Raw genomic sequence first — 16002 nt, 5'->3', positions numbered from 1 at the left:
GTCATAAACTGATCGGCATCTAAATTTCTGAAGCGATCTAAGTCAGGCAAGGGTTTCAGCGCCTGAAATACCCAGTTTAAATGCTGAATAGCTTAACGGAAGTACAGTTTTTAGACATTGACAGTCGGTTAACTCACTTGCTTTTGGTTTTAGTAAACTGTTCGACATCTAAACTGCACTATTTGCGCTCCAGACCCCATATGTAAAGCGATTCGGGCAAGAAACTTAAATGACTAACAGCTTATCTCATTGGCAAACACGATTACGTCTTATAAATTGTGGATTGAATAATTGTCTATGGTTAAGATTTGAAAAGCACTTATACAAAGCATACATTCTTAGCTATTCTGCAACATGATTTCCATCACTCACCTGTAACTATATCAAATGTACTTCTGAATACTCCACGGCTTGGGATATTAAAGAACTATAGCGAGAATATTTATATTGCTACAGGACAAAGAAACTGGAAACTTGGTGGAAGTCATGGATGTTCAGTCATTGATCGACCCCAGCAACAGTGAAATTGTAATTCAAGTGCAAGCAGGTGAAGAAGAGCAAGATCCTGAACCACTGCAAAAGAAGAACTTGAGCTTTCCTTCTGGTGAAGACTTACCCCGTTGTTGGTTAGATGCAAATTACAGAGCTGCTTAATTCTGTATCTTGCAGGTATAGCTGCTGGAATCATGATTGTCTTGGTAGCTCGCTATCAGTCGTTCGATTTGCTCACAGAAAACAGGAAAATACCATGTTTCAACTGATAGAACTTGGTTCATCGCTGGTTGTCCAAGCAAAATTGCCTTACCAGATTGTAAGACAATTGCCGATCGCAGAAACTGCCACTTTGTCTTCGGGTTCCCAATTTGTGCTGGCGCTGATTGTGGGCGTGGTAATGGCCTTTACCTTCCAATTGCTGTTTGCCAACCTGGCGATCGCAGTACTGGCTAGCCCTGATAGCCCTTCTGACGATAGCGACTCAGAAAGCCTAGGTGATAGCGTTCGCGGCATTGAAACTAAAGTTGGGCTGGGACTACTCGTGAGTGTCAGTATTGCCCTATTTGCAGCCTCCTTTCTAGCGGTCAAACTGAGTCTACTGAGTAATCATGGGCTGGGTGCTCGTGAAGCCATAAATCAAATTCCAGTTGCCGTAACCGTTCATTTCTCATCAAGGAGAAACTACTCGGCAGAGTCAGGAACTCATTGATCCTAAGGAAGCATGAGCGGTTACGCAAGAGAGTATGACCACTACTTCAATTAAGGAAATTTATCCATGCGGAAAATCAATATTGGACTTACCGATAAACAGCGTCAAGGTGTGATTAATCTACTCAACCAAGATTTGGCAGATACCTATCTGCTGCTAGTCAAAACCAAGAAATATCATTGGGATGTTGTGGGGCCGCAATTCATGACCTTGCATAAGCTATGGCAGAAGCATTATGAAACTCTCACGATCAATGTCGATATTATTGCTGAACGGATCAGAACATTAGGCGGGTATCCCGTGGGAACAATGGAGGGATTTCTCAAAATCTGTTCTCTCAAAGAGCATCCAGGTAATGTTCCTACGGCAACTGGTATGGTATCTCAGTTGCTAGAGGATCATGAACAGGTCGTGCGAAATTTGCGTGAACATGTTGAGCAATGTAGCAACGAGTTTGAAGATTGCGGCACCGCTGACTTTCTCACCGGTTTGATGGAGCAGCATGAACAGACGGCTTGGATGCTGCGTTCTTTCATTGAGGGAGAAGCAGTTGAAGCAGATGGCTTAAAGCCGGAGCTTGAGAAAAAGATGGTAGGGATTTAAAAAACTAAAATAACCCTGACCCGCTTGGTAAGTTACTAAAGTCATTAAATTGCGAGGAATTAGGCATGAACATTATTGCTTGGATCGTTTTAGGTTTACTAGCAGGTGCGATCGCAAAAGCCATCGTCCCAGGTAATCAAGGGGGTGGCTGGCTTTCAACGATGTTCTTAGGTGTCGTAGGTGCCTTCATTGGCGGTACTTTGCACACTTTTATCCAAACTGGAACCCTGCAATTATCAGCACCTGATTTGAACATTCCTGGAGTGTTTATTGCGGTTCTGGGTGCAATCATTGCGATATTTATCTATGGCTTTCTGTCTCGTAGAAATGCGTAAAAATCGCTATTTCTAAATTACTTCAAAATTTTACTAAGGAGCATATTAATGAGTTTAGAAGATAGAGCCAAGGCAACTGCCAAAAATATCGAAGGTAATGTTCAAGAAGCAGTATGAGACCTGACTGTCAATCCTAAATGTCAGGCAGAGGGCAAATCGAAACAGGCACAGGCAAAAGTTTGCCACACTTTCGAAGACGTTAAAGATGAAGTCAAAAAAACTGACTAGTCTGTCATTAAAAATGGCTGCGGTACACCATTAGTTAGCAGCATTCAGCGAGATGACTGAGACTAGGATGTTATTATAGCGATTCCCGATCGAATGCAGTACGGCAAAAGCCTTGCTGGATAAGCGTCACAGACATTTCAACGTACCTCACGCCAGCGAGAACCACCATAACATCTTTGAGTGGCGAATTAGCCTGGTTTAATAAGCTAATCAGCATTCATTTTTCCAAGGTGATAACCTTGATATAATGCGATTTGGATGCGTAACAGCTTATGGTGCTGGAAGATGAAGCTATGAAGCTGGTTTGACATTTAGCTCTTCCCGCCATTGAGCCAAGGGTTTATCCCAACCTTCCTCCCATTTTTGAGCTAAAAACAGCTTGGCTTGGCGACCCATCTGATAGCCTTGATAAATGGTCTCAAAGTATGCATCTATCTCGTGAGAGTCCTGAGTCGAACGAATAACGCTGCTGATTAATCCAGCGGTCATAATCAGCACAGCGCTGGGATAGTGCATCTGGGAAAAACCAAAGGCTTGCAGACCCACCTCTCCCAGGGAATCCGTATCAAACCCGGTAACGGCATGCCAAATATCGTGGGTATGGCGGGTGCGCAGGCGAATATAGTCAAGATCTTCCGCAATGGGCACTGGGCGGTAAAAATTAGGGTCAAAGTTCTCTGCTGTCATTTTGGCAGCGTAGACATAGCCCAGGGTATCCTTCGGTAGCGCCAGTAGAGCCTTGAGGTCAGGAATGGGTGTCACATAACGCTCTGAGATCAGTGCCGCCATCTCTGGTATAGATTTGAGATAGGTTGTGGCAGATTGCATAGCTTCTGAGTTACGAAGCCCATCGTTGATATCAAAGACTGACTTTAAGCTCGTTGCATCCTGTACCAAATTGAAGACCCCAGTGGCAGCCTTCATCATATCCATGTGCATCTGGGAGTTGAGTTCCATAAGGGTGGGGGCTTGAAAATTCTGTGATGGGTAATTTACCTCAATCATCTTAGACAATGCCGATGTCTTTGTTGGGAAGATTTGATGACTCTGGAGTGACAACACCCCTTGACCTGCAAGCCCAACGGATAGGAGTATCCCGGAAATGATCTATAAACTGTCGAAGGCGATCGCCAATAGCGGGCAAATTCTAACCGTTACTCTGGGAGTGCTGCTTAGTCAGGGGAAATTGATCCTCTACCCGTTGGTGTCTCTGGCTTTAACCATCCTGATTACCTTTACGGTACTGTCCCCTTTGTTTAAACAGGTGCTGGCCTCAGAGGTAGCAATCAGCAAAAAACCTCAGTTGTTTGGGCTATTTTGTATACTCTACCTGCTGATCAGTCTGATCATTACCGTCAGTAATGTGGCGTTGATTACCACCATTAGTGCTCGATTAGAGGGCGATCGCCCTTCCCTGATCAGTGGCTTGGTGCGGGTAGCCCAAAAAGTTCTGCCGATCTGCCGTTATGCGATCCTCACCACACTGTTGAATTTAATCTACTTTTTGCTGCGGAATACGATTGGGTTTTTTCTTTGGCGTTTTTTATTGCCCCCTTACTGGGTACTCGGCTGCTAGGCCGTCCCTATCAACAGTCCTTGAATGTGATCCTGATCATGCTATTACCGACGATCACCCTGGAGGAAGGAGGTTTCCGGAAGGCATTGCAACATAGCAGTCAAAGGGTGGCTCAGACTTGGGGCAAGCAAGCAACCCCCAGTCGCTGGCACGGGTTGGCATTTATGCTAGTGGTTTTGCCGTTATTGTTTTTGGTGATCTTTCCGGCCTTTGCCAAGGGAGTGGCAGAGAACGACATGGATGCGACAATCTGGGGAGGGCGGGTGTTACTGCTGATGATTGTGACAGCGACCCAGTTAGGAGCCACTCTGGACGCAATTTATGGGCTGGCAGCTTATCGCTATGCGGTTGGAGGAAATACCGATGTTTACCCTGATCCCGCGATCGCCCAGAAAGCATTTTTCTGTAAGCAATCACCCTCTTTTGAGCATTGAGTGGTATAGAGCAATTTCCCTAGAATCCATCATCTCGCTCTAGGCGAACTTCAACCTCACGCTCCACATACTCCCATTCTTTGCTTGCACGCATCCGCAACAGTAATTCATCAAAAGCCCTGGTGTACTCCGGCGCGAATTCAAACCATGTAAGGAAATCAAATGGTTCTCCAAGATCACGACAGTGCAGCAGCCGCCGCGCAACCCCTGGAAGATACTCCAAGCCAACCGTTGTATGATGCGACTCTTCCTCAAAAATTGCTCGCCTCTCATCCTGTGCCATTTCCCACCACTGGAGAGTTTTTTTAATTGGAATTAGCACCGCCGAAACGGCTTCCGAACGATTTAACAAAGGCTGCACTGCCCGAAGAATATTGACTTCATCCCGCATAGAATAGCGAATATTACTGGTAAAACTTTGTAGAACCCACGAGCTATTCAAGGGCAGCTCCTTGATAACATCATTTACCACATTGACTCTTTCAACAGGCTCTAAGCTATGCCCAACAATACCCCGCACCTCTATCACTTGCCATGGGCCTTTTTTGCCACCAATAAACGAATATCTGCTGTTCATATTGTTTGAAAACATAGCTTGAAAGATTTCTGACCTTCTCCATTAAGAGAGCTGGATGGAAAAGGATTTGCATAACTCTAACCAGGTTAAATCGCCTGAAAATGAGTTTCAGATGAGAAAATCTGTCTAATAAGCCAAAAGTCTAAATAGTTGGTTACCGCTGGAGACGGAACTTCAGTGAAGGGGCGATCGCCAACCCAGGGAGATCCCAAGGTTCTATCACCGTGTCGTTCAACTCCAAAGCCAGAGAATCAGACCGATCACAGCCCCGATCGCACCACCAATCGATGCTCCCAATGGCCCATAAAAGGAGGCTCCGATGCCAACACCGACCGTAGACAATCCGGAGATGATATAGGAGTCAATTTTTTTCTTGATTTCCTGTTTTTGTTCTTGATTGAGCTTAATCCGGGGTTCTTGGGGAGCCGAACTGTCGATGGGCGTTGGGAGGGTTCCTCCTGTTTGACCCAGAATAAATGGAGGAGATAGGGGAGAACCCATGGGGATGGGCTGTCCAGCCTGGGTGTGTTCTATACCGGGGGGGTAAGCTTGGGGGGGAACTAAATCCTGAGCGGTGGCTAGGAGGAAGGGAAGGGTACCACCTTGGGAAATCCTGACAAACACCTTGGTATAGAGTTCCCCTAGCCACTCTTCTCCGTTGGGAGTGGTTTTGCTGAGATTGTCAATCGCAACTGAAGGAATGGTTCCAGCAATACTCATCCCTGCGTAGTGAGCGATTTCCCGTTCCACAAGGTCAGTTCGTTTTTCCACAACCTCTAAAAAGCGATCGGCGGGGATGGCATTGGAATGGGTGAATACAATCACGGCATGTTCCCAAACTTTGGGGGTAAATGCCAAAGAAATCAGTTGAATACCCCGCTTTTCATCCCCTGTGACTCTGGTTTCATCCAGGCGGCTGACAAACAGCATGGAATCAATATGGGAAACGCGATTCTTGATCATCGCCAGGTATTCCTGATCGTTACCCACTTCCTCCAAATCATCACAGAGTCCGGGGGTGTCTACCAGGTCAAACTTAATGCCGTGGAGTTCACATTCATAATAGGAAACACGCATGGTGGAGGGCTCAAAATCACCAACGGTAGCAACCTCCTGTCCCAACAATGAGTTAATGGTGCTGGATTTACCAACCCCTGTCCTACCCACCAGCATCAGCACAAACTTTTTGTCCTTGGACTGCTGTAGCTTTTGGGTTAGCTCCATCAGCAGCTTTCTGGCTTTGCTAAGCCGAACGGGTTCTGGAGGAACAGGGGCGATCGCTGGTTCAGTGGTTTCTTGCATCATGACTGTTTTGTGCCCAACTTCAATTCAAGGTTTTCCGGTTCGTGTCTCCCCCATGGCTACGTGCAGACATGCCCGGAGAAATCAATGGGTAAAGTCTTAGCGATCGCTTTATCTTTAAAGATATGCTTGCCAACACCATACCTGAAAATTCCACTTTTGTTGCTCCCTGACTCCACCGATGCGACGGAACAAATTAAAGCCCAGGCTTTAACTCTGGGATTCCACAAAGTTGGAATTGCAGCCGTCGATTCTGCGGCTGCCCCAACTACAGTTTCTGATCCGAATCGTACCGGGCTGCAAGCTTGGCTGACCCAGGGCTACCAGGCACAGATGCAGTGGATGGCAACCCCCAAGCGTCAAGATATCCAACAGGTCATGCCCACGGTGCGATCGCTGATCTGTGTGGCTCTTAACTACTACACTCCCCTGGTACGTCCTGAGGGCCGTCAGTATGGCAAAATTTCACGCTATGGCTGGGGTCGGGACTATCATCGGGTGCTACAGCGCAAGCTCAAGGCGTTTTCCACCTGGCTAGAGGGTCTCGATCCGGGTGTTCAGACCCGCTACTACGCGGATACGGGGCCAATTCAGGATAAGGTTTGGGCGCAGCGAGCGGGACTGGGTTGGATTGCCAAAAATAGCAACTTGATTACGCGGGAATATGGCTCCTGGGTCTTCTTGGGTGAAATTCTCACCAATCTGACTCTGCAGCCTGACCCACCTCATACCGCCCACTGTGGCACCTGCCGTCGGTGTATCGATGCCTGCCCGACAGCGGCCATAGTCCAACCCTTTGTGGTGGATGCCAATCGTTGCATTGCCTACCACACCATCGAGAATCGCGCCGCTACCCTACCAGGGGCGATCGCCCCCCATCTCCAGGGCTGGGTTGCGGGTTGTGATATTTGCCAGGATGTCTGTCCCTGGAATCAGCGGTTTGCCAGCGAAACCGACATTCCTGACTTCCAGCCCTATCCCCAGAATGTTGCACCCCCCCTGACTGAATTGGCCACCCTCTCTGATCAGGAATACCAGCAACGCTTTCCAGCCTCAGCATTGCGGCGCATCAAGCCCGAGATGATGCGCCGCAATGCCCGTGCCAACCTAACACCCAACTCCTTGGCAGATCCTTAAGCATTTATAAAGAAAATTCTGGTCGAGATAAATATTTGTTACTTTTACTCATATAAGTATCTAGGCAGTGGGTGCTGCTCCCTCCATCAGTCCGCCATAGTTGCTAGATAACTATAAAGCTACGACTTAAATTCTCTGAATGTGACGAGGGCCTCCGCAAGTGATCGCATCATCCTCTACGTTGTCTGTCGCGCCATCAGCGGATGCAGATTCACTGTTGCTGCGCCTTGAGTGTAACAGTTTGCAACGAGAATTAGAGACCCATGCCAAGATTCTCACTGCTCTCGAGCAACGAGTGGCGCGATCGCTCCATGAACTGGAAACCCATCTTATTCATTTCCAAGATGCCCAGGGGGAGTGTGGTTGGCATGCACCGCTAGATCAGTTGCAGGCAGAAGTGGACGGACTGTGTGATCTGCTCTCTGATGCCATCCTGCTGCAAAAGTTAGAAGCGGGTAAAGTCAAGGTCAGCTTAGAGGTGCTAGATCTACAACCCCTCTTAGTTGCTGCCAGCCGTCACTTGCTCCAACCTCGTCCAGGTGGCTGCCAGTTCATCTGCGATCTTCAGGCACCCCTGCTACCCGTCTTGGCGGATCAGGAGTTAACAGAGGCTGTCATCGTAGATCTTCTCAGTCGTGCCCTCCGTTATTCTGATGCCCAGGCAACGGTGCGTCTAGAAGCCGCCATTACCGACACCCACCTGAATCTCCACATCACCTCCCATCGCTTTGCACCCTGCGAAGGTCAGGATTTTGCCCCTGAAATTGCCTTGTGTCGTAAACGGATTCAGATTCAGAATGTCAGCATTGTCTGCCGACCTGATGTTTCGGGATACTATACCGTCACTCTCTCCTTCCCCTTGGCCGCAGGCTGAGCTAAAAATGCTAACTGGGACCCCCCCCTGGAAGCTCCGACAATTTATCGCCGTTTCCCTGGGAGATGGCTTAAGCTAGTTGACAACCCTTTGACCTGATTCTTACTGGATTGCTGTGCTTATTCGTCGTATTTCACTCCCCTTATTGGCTAGTTTCGGTCTGTGGTTGGGGGGAATTGCGGCTCCCCAAACTGTCCAAGCTCAAGCATTGCTCCCCTACGTGCCGCAACTGGATGTGGAGACATTAGAGAAACAGGGGGTGACCCTAGCCCAAGAGGCGATTCAACTAGCCCAATTTCAGCAATTTCAATTAGCCTTGCCAAGGGCGGAACTGGCAACCCAACTGGCTCCCAAAAACCCACAGGTTTGGTTACTGCTAGGCCGCTTGTACCTGCAAGGGGAGAAATTTGATCAGGGAATTGCTGCGTTACAGCAGGCGAGATCCTTAGATCTCGAGAATCCTGGAATTCTATTTACCTTGGGATCTGCCTACTTTCAACAGGGGAAATACGCAGCAGCCCTGGAAGCCCTCCAGTCTGGTCTAAGGTTAAAGCCCGATGCTCCTGGAGCTTTATTTGATTTGGGCAATACGTACTACGTGCTCAAGCAGTTTCCCCAGGCGATCGCCCAGTATGAGAAAGCAGTGGCATTGGAGGCCAATTTCTGGCCCGCTGTTAACAATATTGGGTTAATTCGCTATGAACAGGGTGAAGTGGAAACAGCCATTCGTTCTTGGCGAACCGCGATTACCATTGACAACAAGGCCACAGAACCACAGCTCGCCCTAGCCATTGCGTTGTATTCTAAGGGCGACCGCGAACAGGGGTTGAAAATTGGGGAAGCAGCCTTGAAGCTCGACAGCCGTTATGGAGACTTAAAATTCCTCAAAGATAATCTCTGGGGAGAGCGTTTGCTTCGAGATGCCAAGCTATTTCTAGCTGTGCCCCGGATTCAGGCCAGCATTGTCCGGGGTAAAGCCGAGGCTCCTCTGTCCCCTCAATAGGGGTAGGGGCAATAAGCTACTTCTTGAATGCACTAAAGAACTCCCCAGGCAGGATTCGAACCTGCGACCAATCGATTAACAGTCGATCGCTCTACCACTGAGCTACTGAGGAATGAGCCCGGATCTAATCGTAACGAGTAGCGATAGGATTTGGCAAGAGCCTTGAGATAACTTTCTGCCAACTGTTCACCCAAAACGTTAATCGGGACGGAGTCCCAACCGTAGACGGGCGAGTCGTTCTTGGGCAATGGGGTCAAGAGAACTGGCTAAAAACCGTTGGGAGGAACGCTGACTTGATCGCTGCTGTTGTCGAACTCGTTGGGTGGCAGCATCTAGATCCTGCTGCAACTGCTGGGCAGACATCCACTCAGCACCATAGCCAACAACGGTGAGTTGCTGGGCTCGGTCAGAGGTGGCCACAATTAATCGCCGCTGAAACTTTTGAATATTGTGGCGAAAGAGGGCACAGGCTTTCTCAATGTAGGTGTCTGCGGATTGTCCAAAATCTGTATAGTAGACCGATAGATTGGGAGTCCAAACTTCCCGGCTGCCACCACCGGCTTGATAGTGGGCATCAAAGACCAGCTGGGTCTCGTAACCCCGAGCGGCACTGTAATTAATTAAATCTTCCGTTAAAACCCGCCGTGCTTCTGATAACCCCTGAAGATCGCGCAGCTTGATCAGGCTTGACCAGGCTCCAACGATGTTGTAACCATCAACGAGTAGGGTGGCTTGGGTTAGGCTGCGAGATACCATAGAAAAATTGAACTGAGAATCGTTGATCCGTGCGATCCTCAATCGCTCCCATCATGGCAGTTTTTTATTGCTCTTTGTTAAGTATCCGGTGCAGCCATTACTTCTTAGGGGGGAGTGTGTACGATCGCGATCGCTGGGGGGGCGGTTAAAGCGACTCCTGCTCAACCTCCTGGCATAGGCGTTGCTGAATGGCAGCGGGATGCCCCTGGGCTATGACGCGACCCTGTTGCAGCAGAAACGCGCCATCACAGTAATCCAATTCTTCCAATCGGTGAGTTACCCACAGTGCCGTTAACCCCCGACTTTTCACCAGACCTTGTACCTGTCTGACCAGATCCAATTGACTATCTGGGTCCAGAAGAGCGGTGGGTTCATCGAGGAGTAGAACCTCACAGTGACGGGCGATCGCCCCAGCAATGGCAACTCGCTGCTTCTGTCCGCCACTCAAGGCATAGATAGGGCGGCGTTGCAATGCCAACAAATTCACGGCTGATAAGGCTTCCTCAACCCGATGGTGAGTCTGTTTAGGCGTCAGGTTTTCGGCCACCAGCCCAAAGGCAACATCGGCACCCACCGTGGGCATCACCAATTGATGATCGGGGTTTTGAAAGACAAACCCCAGGGGCTGGCTGGTTTGAATCGTTCCTGACTGGGGTGGGTGTAAGCCTGCCAAGATTCGTAACAGGGTTGATTTACCGCTACCGTTGGTGCCCAATAACATCCAGAACGCTCCTTTGGGAACCTCTAGAGAGCAGGACTGTAAAACGGGTTCCCCCTGGGGCCACCGAAAACATAGGTTACGAACCACGATCGCCAACTGCTCAGAGGCCGTTTCATTCATTGGGCGATCGCAAAGAAGCCAGGAGGTCTACCGGAAGCGGCGGCAGTACTGGATTTTTCCGAAACTTGTACCGCTGCAATCTCGCTGCTACGGACGCTCAAGCGCTTCCCGGTTTGGAACTCACAGGTCAGCGCCAGCAGGGTAGGTGTCCCAGACTCCATGGCGGTGAGAATTTCCTGATAGATGGTCTCAGCATCCTCGGCGGTTTTGCGCTGAACGGACAATGCCAGGGGATTATTTTTCAACGTTAGATCAATGATGAACATTTATGCAGGGTGCCTACGACTCCTTTCCCAGTATCTCAAATTCACCTTAGCAAATGGTGTTGGGGCATAAAAAAGCCAGGATGACACTCCGTTCCATGCTTGTACTGCCATTCCCTTTCCCCTCACTGGGACGAACGGCCAATCAGTTTATCCCGCAGGTGTTTAATGCGATCGCGGTACTTGGCAGCCTCTTCAAAGGCTAGGTTCTTGGACGCTTCCTGCATCTGTGCTTCTAGTTGGGTGATCAAATTGGGAATATTGTCGAGGGGCAAGTCATCGGCTTGATCGTAGGCAATTTCAAGTTCCTGGGCATTGAGGCGTCGGGAGACTGCTAAAAATGAGAGGATGGCGTTCTGTGATTTTTTGATGATCGGTTGGGGCGTAATCCCATGTTCGGCGTTATAGGCTAGTTGAATTTCACGCCGCCGTACCGTTGCATCAATGGCTTTGGCCATGCTGTCGGTGAAGTTATCGGCATAGAGAATCGCCTGTCCCCTTACATGGCGAGCGGCGCGGCCAATGGTTTGAATCAGCGATCGCTCCGCCCGTAAAAACCCTTCCTTATCAGCATCGAGAATGGCGACCAGGGAAACTTCTGGTAAGTCTAAGCCCTCCCGTAGCAGATTCACCCCAATCAGGACATCAAACTCTCCTTCTCGCAGATCTTGGAGAATTTCAATCCGCTCAATGGAGTTAATTTCGGAGTGGAGGTAACGGACGCGAATTCCCCGTTCTTGAAAGTATGCGGTTAAGTCTTCGGCCATGCGTTTAGTCAGGGTGGTAACGAGTACCCGCTCTTGGCGATCCACCCGCTGTTGAATCTCCCCCAGGAGATCATCCACCTGTCCGGTGGTGGGGCGCACAAACACCTCTGGGTCAACCACCCCCGTCGGTCGAATCACCTGCTCCACCACCGCACCCGTTTTGGGAATATAAACCTTGACGTCTGATTTTTCCTGGGTTGTGATCTGAAACTGCCCCCCAGACTGCTCCAACTCCCACATCCCAGGGGTGGCGGAAACAAAGATACACTGATTCACCTTCTCCCAGAACTCCTCGGCCTTGAGGGGCCGATTATCCGCCGCACTGGGTAAGCGAAACCCGTGATCGATCAGCACTTTCTTCCGTGCTTGATCGCCGTTGTACATTCCCCGCAGTTGGGGCACGGTGACATGGGATTCATCAATCACCAGCAGCCAATCCTTGGGGAAATAGTCAATCAAACACTCCGGTGGATCCCCCGCCTGGCGTCCGGCCAAGTGACGCGAGTAATTTTCTACTCCATTGCAGTAACCCACCTCCCGCAGCATTTCCAGGTCGTAGCGTGTCCGTTGCGCCAGTCGTTGGGCTTCCAGGAGTTTGCCTTCGGCCTCTAGGGCCGTCACTTGGGTACTCAGTTCTTGATCAATGGCTACACAGGCTTCCTCTAACCTATCTTCTGGGGTGACAAAGTGGCGGGCTGGATAGATATTCACTGCCTCCAGACTTTGTAGGGTGGCTCCGGTAACGGGATCAATGTAACGAATGGCATCGATCTCATCCCCAAAGAATTCCACGCGAACAATCCGATCTTCATAGGCGGGGCCAATTTCTAAGACATCTCCCTTGACCCGAAACCGCCCCCGTCCTAAATCCAGGTCATTGCGGTTGTACTGGACGGAGACCAGATCCCGCAGAATTTGCCGCTGATTGACTTCTTCCCCCACCCGCAATGGAATTGAGGCTTTGAGATACTCAGCGGGCATCCCGAGACCGTAGATACAGCTAATTGAGGCCACCACGATCACATCCCGGCGTTCAAACAGCGATCGCGTGGCCGAGTGCCGCAGCATATCAATTTCTTCGTTGATCGCGGCACTTTTTTCGATGTAGGTATCCGATACCGGGATGTAGGCTTCCGGCTGATAGTAGTCGTAATAGCTAACAAAATATTCAACGGCGTTGTCGGGGAAAAACTCCCGCAACTCATTACAAAGTTGCGCCGCCAGGGTTTTATTGTGGGCTAAGACCAGGGTGGGGCGATGGCAGGCTGCAATCACCCGCCCGATGGTGTGGGTTTTACCCGTCCCCGTCGCTCCCCACAAGGTTAAGCGGCGATCGCCCACTTCGAGTCCCTGTACCAACTTCTGAATCGCTTGGGGTTGGTCTCCGGTGGGTTGGAAGGGAGCTTGCAGATGGAAGTCAACCATAACGCTAGCGGTAAGATCTCTTCCCCTACTATAGCGAGGGCTTCCAATCCCCCCTGCCGACATCACGGCTTAGCCTTGAGGGTGTTGCTCCAAGTAGCGCTGTACCCCCTCGGCCATGCGCAGCAGGTTGGGACCAATGCGTTTGCCCAGCAGGTCTTCCACGGTGCGAGCCACCATCCCCGTGAAGATCGAGGGAATACCTTTTAGGTGCAGGGGATCAATAGTGAGTTCTCCCCGATTTTCAATCCGGGTGCCCCCATTATCAACTAAGAACCGATTAATCCCTGAGCAGATAACGGCTTCTGGAAAGGCATGGGTTTGAATCCGCCACTCCGTTGTCAAGGTCGACTGATCCCAGGTGGTGAATTCCGTCCACAGCAGCATGGTCTCACTCAAAACCATCCGGGCGATCGCTGGAATTTCGCCACTACCCTGCCACTCGCAAATCAGAGAGACTCGATCATCGTCCTGTTGCCGTGACACCAGCTTAAATCGCTCGATATTGGGCATCATTGCCACCACCTCGACCAGGCGATCGCGAAAGGTTGCATAAACGAGCGAGGGGGGAAAAGGCAGGTAGGTATCAGCGGAAATCCTCATTGCCAAATCCGCCAATTGAGATTCAATTCTTCCACAATGGCGATCATAAGTTGTAAACTTTCAAAGTATTCTTGAATCGGTTTAAAACTTAGCATACTCTGAAATACTTTAGACTAAAATGAGTCTTCATCATACTTGATGGCAATGTAAATTGTGTCCACTGTCGGCTGAAGCCTGTGCCGTTATGCTTCTGGGGGAACAGTTGAATCGAGTCAGCCACATTGGTCTTATGGCTTCATATAATCAGTGGATGAATGAAAAGTAATACAAAGCACTTTTAAGTTACCTACAATGGAACTTGTCGCTGAGAGAGGAGTATTTTTTGGCTCAATTTTGAGTACGCTAAATCACATCGCTGTTGGGGACACAATTCGGCTCAATCGCTTTGCGAGTCATCCTGCAAACTATAAGATATTGCAGCGACCATCAACGCAAAGCCCAGAATCACTAGACCCAATGCTCTTCTCCGAGTTCACGCTACTTTATAACTACCGCAAAAAACCTTGATGGTATTATCGCTGAGTGGGGTAGTACAGTTACAGAAGCTGATCTCGATTGCGAGTTGCACTACACAAATATGAAAAATGTCGGTGCAAACAAGAATTGCTATAGCATGTTGGTGCACGTTTTTTAATCATCAAACTCATCACCGAGGTCAAGTCATAACATTATTATCTCAAGTGGGAATAGACGTAGGAGTAACTGATCTACTTGCCATTATTCCAAATGAAACAGATGCATAACAACCGCAATGCACCGGAACTTTGAAGTACAATGGTTTTGTCGGAAGTTCTCTGCGTCCGGTGATTGTGAACTTTAGCTGGCTTCGTCCGTGGGTTGGGGCAGTACTGTGAAATTATCTGTCAGGTGTTTGAAAATGGGCGATCACCGCAAATCTGTTACATTTCTTGAGTGGCGATTTATATTTGACAAGGTAGTATTTTTGTAAATCGGCTCATCAATTTATACATGAAGCGATCTGCCTCTTCAGTTCCAACATTTGACTCAATGCTCCTGCCCACAATTCAGGCTCTACAAATTTTGGGTGGTTCTGGTACAACTGACGAGATTTATGAAAAAGTAGTGCAACTTCTGAGCCTACCCGATAAAGTGCTTGAAATTCTGCATGGCAGCACATCACAAAGCGAGGTTGAATATCGACTTGCGTGGAGCCGGACTTATCTGAAAAAATATGGGCTTTTGCAGAATTCAGCACGCGGCGTATGGTCTTTAATCTCCACTTCTGCCAATCTTGATGATCTCGATGCAAAAGAGATTGTTAAGGTGGTTCGAGATGCTGGTAAAAATAAGGCGGCACCTTTAGCTCTAACAGATGAGGCTGCTGGAGCGGTAGAAACATTAGAAGAGATTGTATGGCATCAACAGCTTCATAAAACGTTGCTATCATAACACTGTACCCATGCTAATGAAATATTAGCAACACGATTAATTGCTCTAAGATACATACGTTCCAATAGGAATTTATCAATTAATTTGATTTTAGTTGCAGAGATTAGCTGATTATTAAGGTTAATTACAAATTGTCGATTACAGTTTTTACACTTGTGATTTTGTTTGTCATGGCGGGTTGTGCCATTTTTAACAATGTAGGCAGGTTCACAGTAGGAACATTTTAGTTCCATTGGTATTTGGACTGATTGCTAAAATATCTTTAATTTATCATGGCCTCTAGATCGCTACCCATAAATTTTGTTATGAATTTACCTACATGTGCTACATCCATTGGCTCGGCAAAGTGGTAACCCTGTGCAAAATCGCAGCCAATTCCTTTTAAGAAGGTAACCTGAGCGTTAGTTTCACAACCTTCGGCAATAATATCCTTTCCTAAAGCTTTTCCTAATTGAATCACCGCTTGCACAATTTCGGCATTCTCTCCATTAGCTTGGATATCTTTGACAAATACGCGATCGATTTTCAAAGTGTCTACAGGGAGCTTTTGCAGATAAGCAAGTGATGAATAACCCGTACCAAAATCGTCAATACTGATACGAATGCCGCGATCTCGAAGTGCCTGCAAAACGATCTATTGTTTGCTGTCCTACTTCCAGTAGTCCAC

At 48.6% G+C, this 16002-nt stretch carries 19 protein-coding genes, 1 tRNA gene and 4 pseudogenes; 12 read left to right on the top strand and 12 right to left on the bottom strand.

The genetic code is table 11. The annotated features are described in order from the left end of the window. The first annotated feature begins 444 nt into the window (after positions 1-444). The 5 genes and pseudogenes from DO97_RS18260 to DO97_RS31475 all read left to right on the top strand — a co-directional run bounded on the left by DO97_RS18260 (position 445) and on the right by DO97_RS31475 (position 2370). A complete protein-coding gene (locus tag DO97_RS18260) occupies positions 445-654 on the top strand; it encodes a hypothetical protein (protein WP_036536222.1) in 210 nt (69 codons plus the stop codon). 94 nt (positions 655-748) lie between these two features. Continuing rightward, on the top strand, positions 749-1204 hold the full coding sequence (locus DO97_RS18255; protein WP_036536220.1) for a hypothetical protein: 456 nt from the start codon (positions 749-751) through the stop codon (positions 1202-1204). Positions 1205-1270: 66 nt separating this feature from the next. After that, positions 1271-1807, top strand: coding sequence for a Dps family protein (locus DO97_RS18250; protein WP_036536217.1), 537 nt, complete (start codon positions 1271-1273; stop codon positions 1805-1807). 65 nt (positions 1808-1872) lie between these two features. After that, positions 1873-2142: a GlsB/YeaQ/YmgE family stress response membrane protein gene (locus DO97_RS18245; protein ID WP_036536214.1), complete on the top strand. Its 270-nt coding sequence runs from the start codon at positions 1873-1875 to the stop codon at positions 2140-2142. A 48-nt stretch (positions 2143-2190) separates the two neighbouring features. Beyond that, a pseudogene (locus DO97_RS31475) lies at positions 2191-2370 on the top strand (CsbD family protein). Positions 2371-2661: 291 nt separating this feature from the next. Here DO97_RS31475 and DO97_RS18240 read toward each other — a convergent pair. Beyond that, a complete protein-coding gene (locus DO97_RS18240; protein ID WP_052128938.1) occupies positions 2662-3327 on the bottom strand; it encodes a Coq4 family protein in 666 nt (221 codons plus the stop codon). Positions 3328-3472: 145 nt separating this feature from the next. Between DO97_RS18240 and DO97_RS18235 the strand changes: the two genes are divergently transcribed. Both DO97_RS18235 and DO97_RS18230 read left to right on the top strand, forming a co-directional pair. Further along, entirely contained in the window at positions 3473-3946 is a 474-nt protein-coding gene (locus tag DO97_RS18235; RefSeq protein WP_036536213.1) for a hypothetical protein, read from the top strand. Beyond that, on the top strand, positions 3904-4380 hold the full coding sequence (locus tag DO97_RS18230) for a DUF6159 family protein (RefSeq protein WP_036536212.1): 477 nt from the start codon (positions 3904-3906) through the stop codon (positions 4378-4380). The genes DO97_RS18235 and DO97_RS18230 overlap by 43 nt, the downstream gene beginning before the upstream one ends. A 19-nt stretch (positions 4381-4399) precedes the next feature. Here DO97_RS18230 and DO97_RS18225 read toward each other — a convergent pair whose 3' ends face one another. Together DO97_RS18225 and DO97_RS18220 are read right to left on the bottom strand one after the other, a co-directional pair. Beyond that, positions 4400-4957, bottom strand: coding sequence for a chlorite dismutase family protein (locus tag DO97_RS18225; protein WP_036536226.1), 558 nt, complete (start codon positions 4955-4957; stop codon positions 4400-4402). A gap of 231 nt (positions 4958-5188) precedes the next feature. Beyond that, positions 5189-6262 (bottom strand): GTPase, encoded by a 1074-nt coding sequence (locus DO97_RS18220; protein ID WP_036536211.1) that lies wholly within the window; start codon positions 6260-6262, stop codon positions 5189-5191. Between the two features lie 84 nt (positions 6263-6346). On the opposite strand from DO97_RS18220, the gene queG reads away from it, so the two are divergent. From queG to DO97_RS18205, 3 genes are all read left to right on the top strand, one after another. Continuing rightward, positions 6347-7396, top strand: a complete 1050-nt coding sequence (queG, locus tag DO97_RS18215; RefSeq protein ID WP_081980851.1) for a tRNA epoxyqueuosine(34) reductase QueG — start codon at positions 6347-6349, stop codon at positions 7394-7396. 181 nt (positions 7397-7577) lie between these two features. Beyond that, a complete protein-coding gene (locus DO97_RS18210; RefSeq protein ID WP_162183030.1) occupies positions 7578-8270 on the top strand; it encodes a HAMP domain-containing histidine kinase in 693 nt (230 codons plus the stop codon). A 145-nt stretch (positions 8271-8415) separates the two neighbouring features. Next, a complete protein-coding gene (locus DO97_RS18205; protein WP_239651865.1) occupies positions 8416-9273 on the top strand; it encodes a tetratricopeptide repeat protein in 858 nt (285 codons plus the stop codon). A gap of 40 nt (positions 9274-9313) precedes the next feature. On the opposite strand, the gene DO97_RS18200 is transcribed toward DO97_RS18205, so the two are convergent. The 7 genes and pseudogenes from DO97_RS18200 to DO97_RS31470 form a co-directional block, all read right to left on the bottom strand. Then, positions 9314-9385 (bottom strand) — tRNA-Asn (locus DO97_RS18200). A gap of 86 nt (positions 9386-9471) precedes the next feature. Further along, complete coding sequence (locus DO97_RS18195; protein ID WP_036536208.1) at positions 9472-10029, bottom strand: NYN domain-containing protein; 558 nt, start codon at positions 10027-10029, stop codon at positions 9472-9474. 145 nt (positions 10030-10174) lie between these two features. After that, the gene (locus DO97_RS18190; RefSeq protein ID WP_036536207.1) at positions 10175-10870 is read right to left on the bottom strand and encodes an energy-coupling factor ABC transporter ATP-binding protein; all 696 of its coding nucleotides are present in this window, start codon (positions 10868-10870) and stop codon (positions 10175-10177) included. Then, the gene (locus DO97_RS18185; RefSeq protein ID WP_036536205.1) at positions 10867-11136 is read right to left on the bottom strand and encodes a UPF0367 protein family; all 270 of its coding nucleotides are present in this window, start codon (positions 11134-11136) and stop codon (positions 10867-10869) included. The genes DO97_RS18190 and DO97_RS18185 overlap by 4 nt, the downstream gene beginning before the upstream one ends. Positions 11137-11258: 122 nt before the next feature. Beyond that, positions 11259-13325, bottom strand: coding sequence for an excinuclease ABC subunit UvrB (gene uvrB / locus DO97_RS18180; RefSeq protein WP_036536203.1), 2067 nt, complete (start codon positions 13323-13325; stop codon positions 11259-11261). Between the two features lie 69 nt (positions 13326-13394). After that, positions 13395-13925 (bottom strand): hypothetical protein, encoded by a 531-nt coding sequence (locus DO97_RS18175; RefSeq protein ID WP_036536202.1) that lies wholly within the window; start codon positions 13923-13925, stop codon positions 13395-13397. Beyond that, positions 13922-14023, bottom strand: a pseudogene (locus DO97_RS31470) (hypothetical protein); the annotation flags it as partial. The pseudogene DO97_RS31470 and the gene DO97_RS18175, both read right to left, overlap by 4 nt. 104 nt (positions 14024-14127) lie before the next feature. Between DO97_RS31470 and DO97_RS31465 the strand changes: the two are divergent. Both DO97_RS31465 and DO97_RS18170 read left to right on the top strand, forming a co-directional pair. Beyond that, a pseudogene (locus DO97_RS31465) lies at positions 14128-14668 on the top strand (DinB family protein). 226 nt (positions 14669-14894) lie between these two features. Beyond that, positions 14895-15332 (top strand): annotated as a pseudogene (locus tag DO97_RS18170) (winged helix-turn-helix domain-containing protein); the annotation flags it as partial. On the opposite strand, the gene DO97_RS30390 reads toward DO97_RS18170, so the two are convergent. Then, positions 15314-15568: an IS1/IS1595 family N-terminal zinc-binding domain-containing protein gene (locus DO97_RS30390; RefSeq protein ID WP_072016503.1), complete on the bottom strand. Its 255-nt coding sequence runs from the start codon at positions 15566-15568 to the stop codon at positions 15314-15316. The pseudogene DO97_RS18170 and the gene DO97_RS30390 overlap by 19 nt on opposite strands. 29 nt (positions 15569-15597) lie before the next feature. Then, the gene (locus DO97_RS18165; protein WP_072016502.1) at positions 15598-15963 is read right to left on the bottom strand and encodes an EAL domain-containing protein; all 366 of its coding nucleotides are present in this window, start codon (positions 15961-15963) and stop codon (positions 15598-15600) included. Positions 15964-16002 lie beyond the last annotated feature (39 nt).

Origin of the sequence: Neosynechococcus sphagnicola sy1, assembly GCF_000775285.1 — a bacterium.
Taxonomy (GTDB): Bacteria; Cyanobacteriota; Cyanobacteriia; order Neosynechococcales; family Neosynechococcaceae; genus Neosynechococcus; species Neosynechococcus sphagnicola.
Note: the sequence above shows the minus strand (reverse complement) of the source record. Positions and strands in the feature narration are given on the sequence as shown.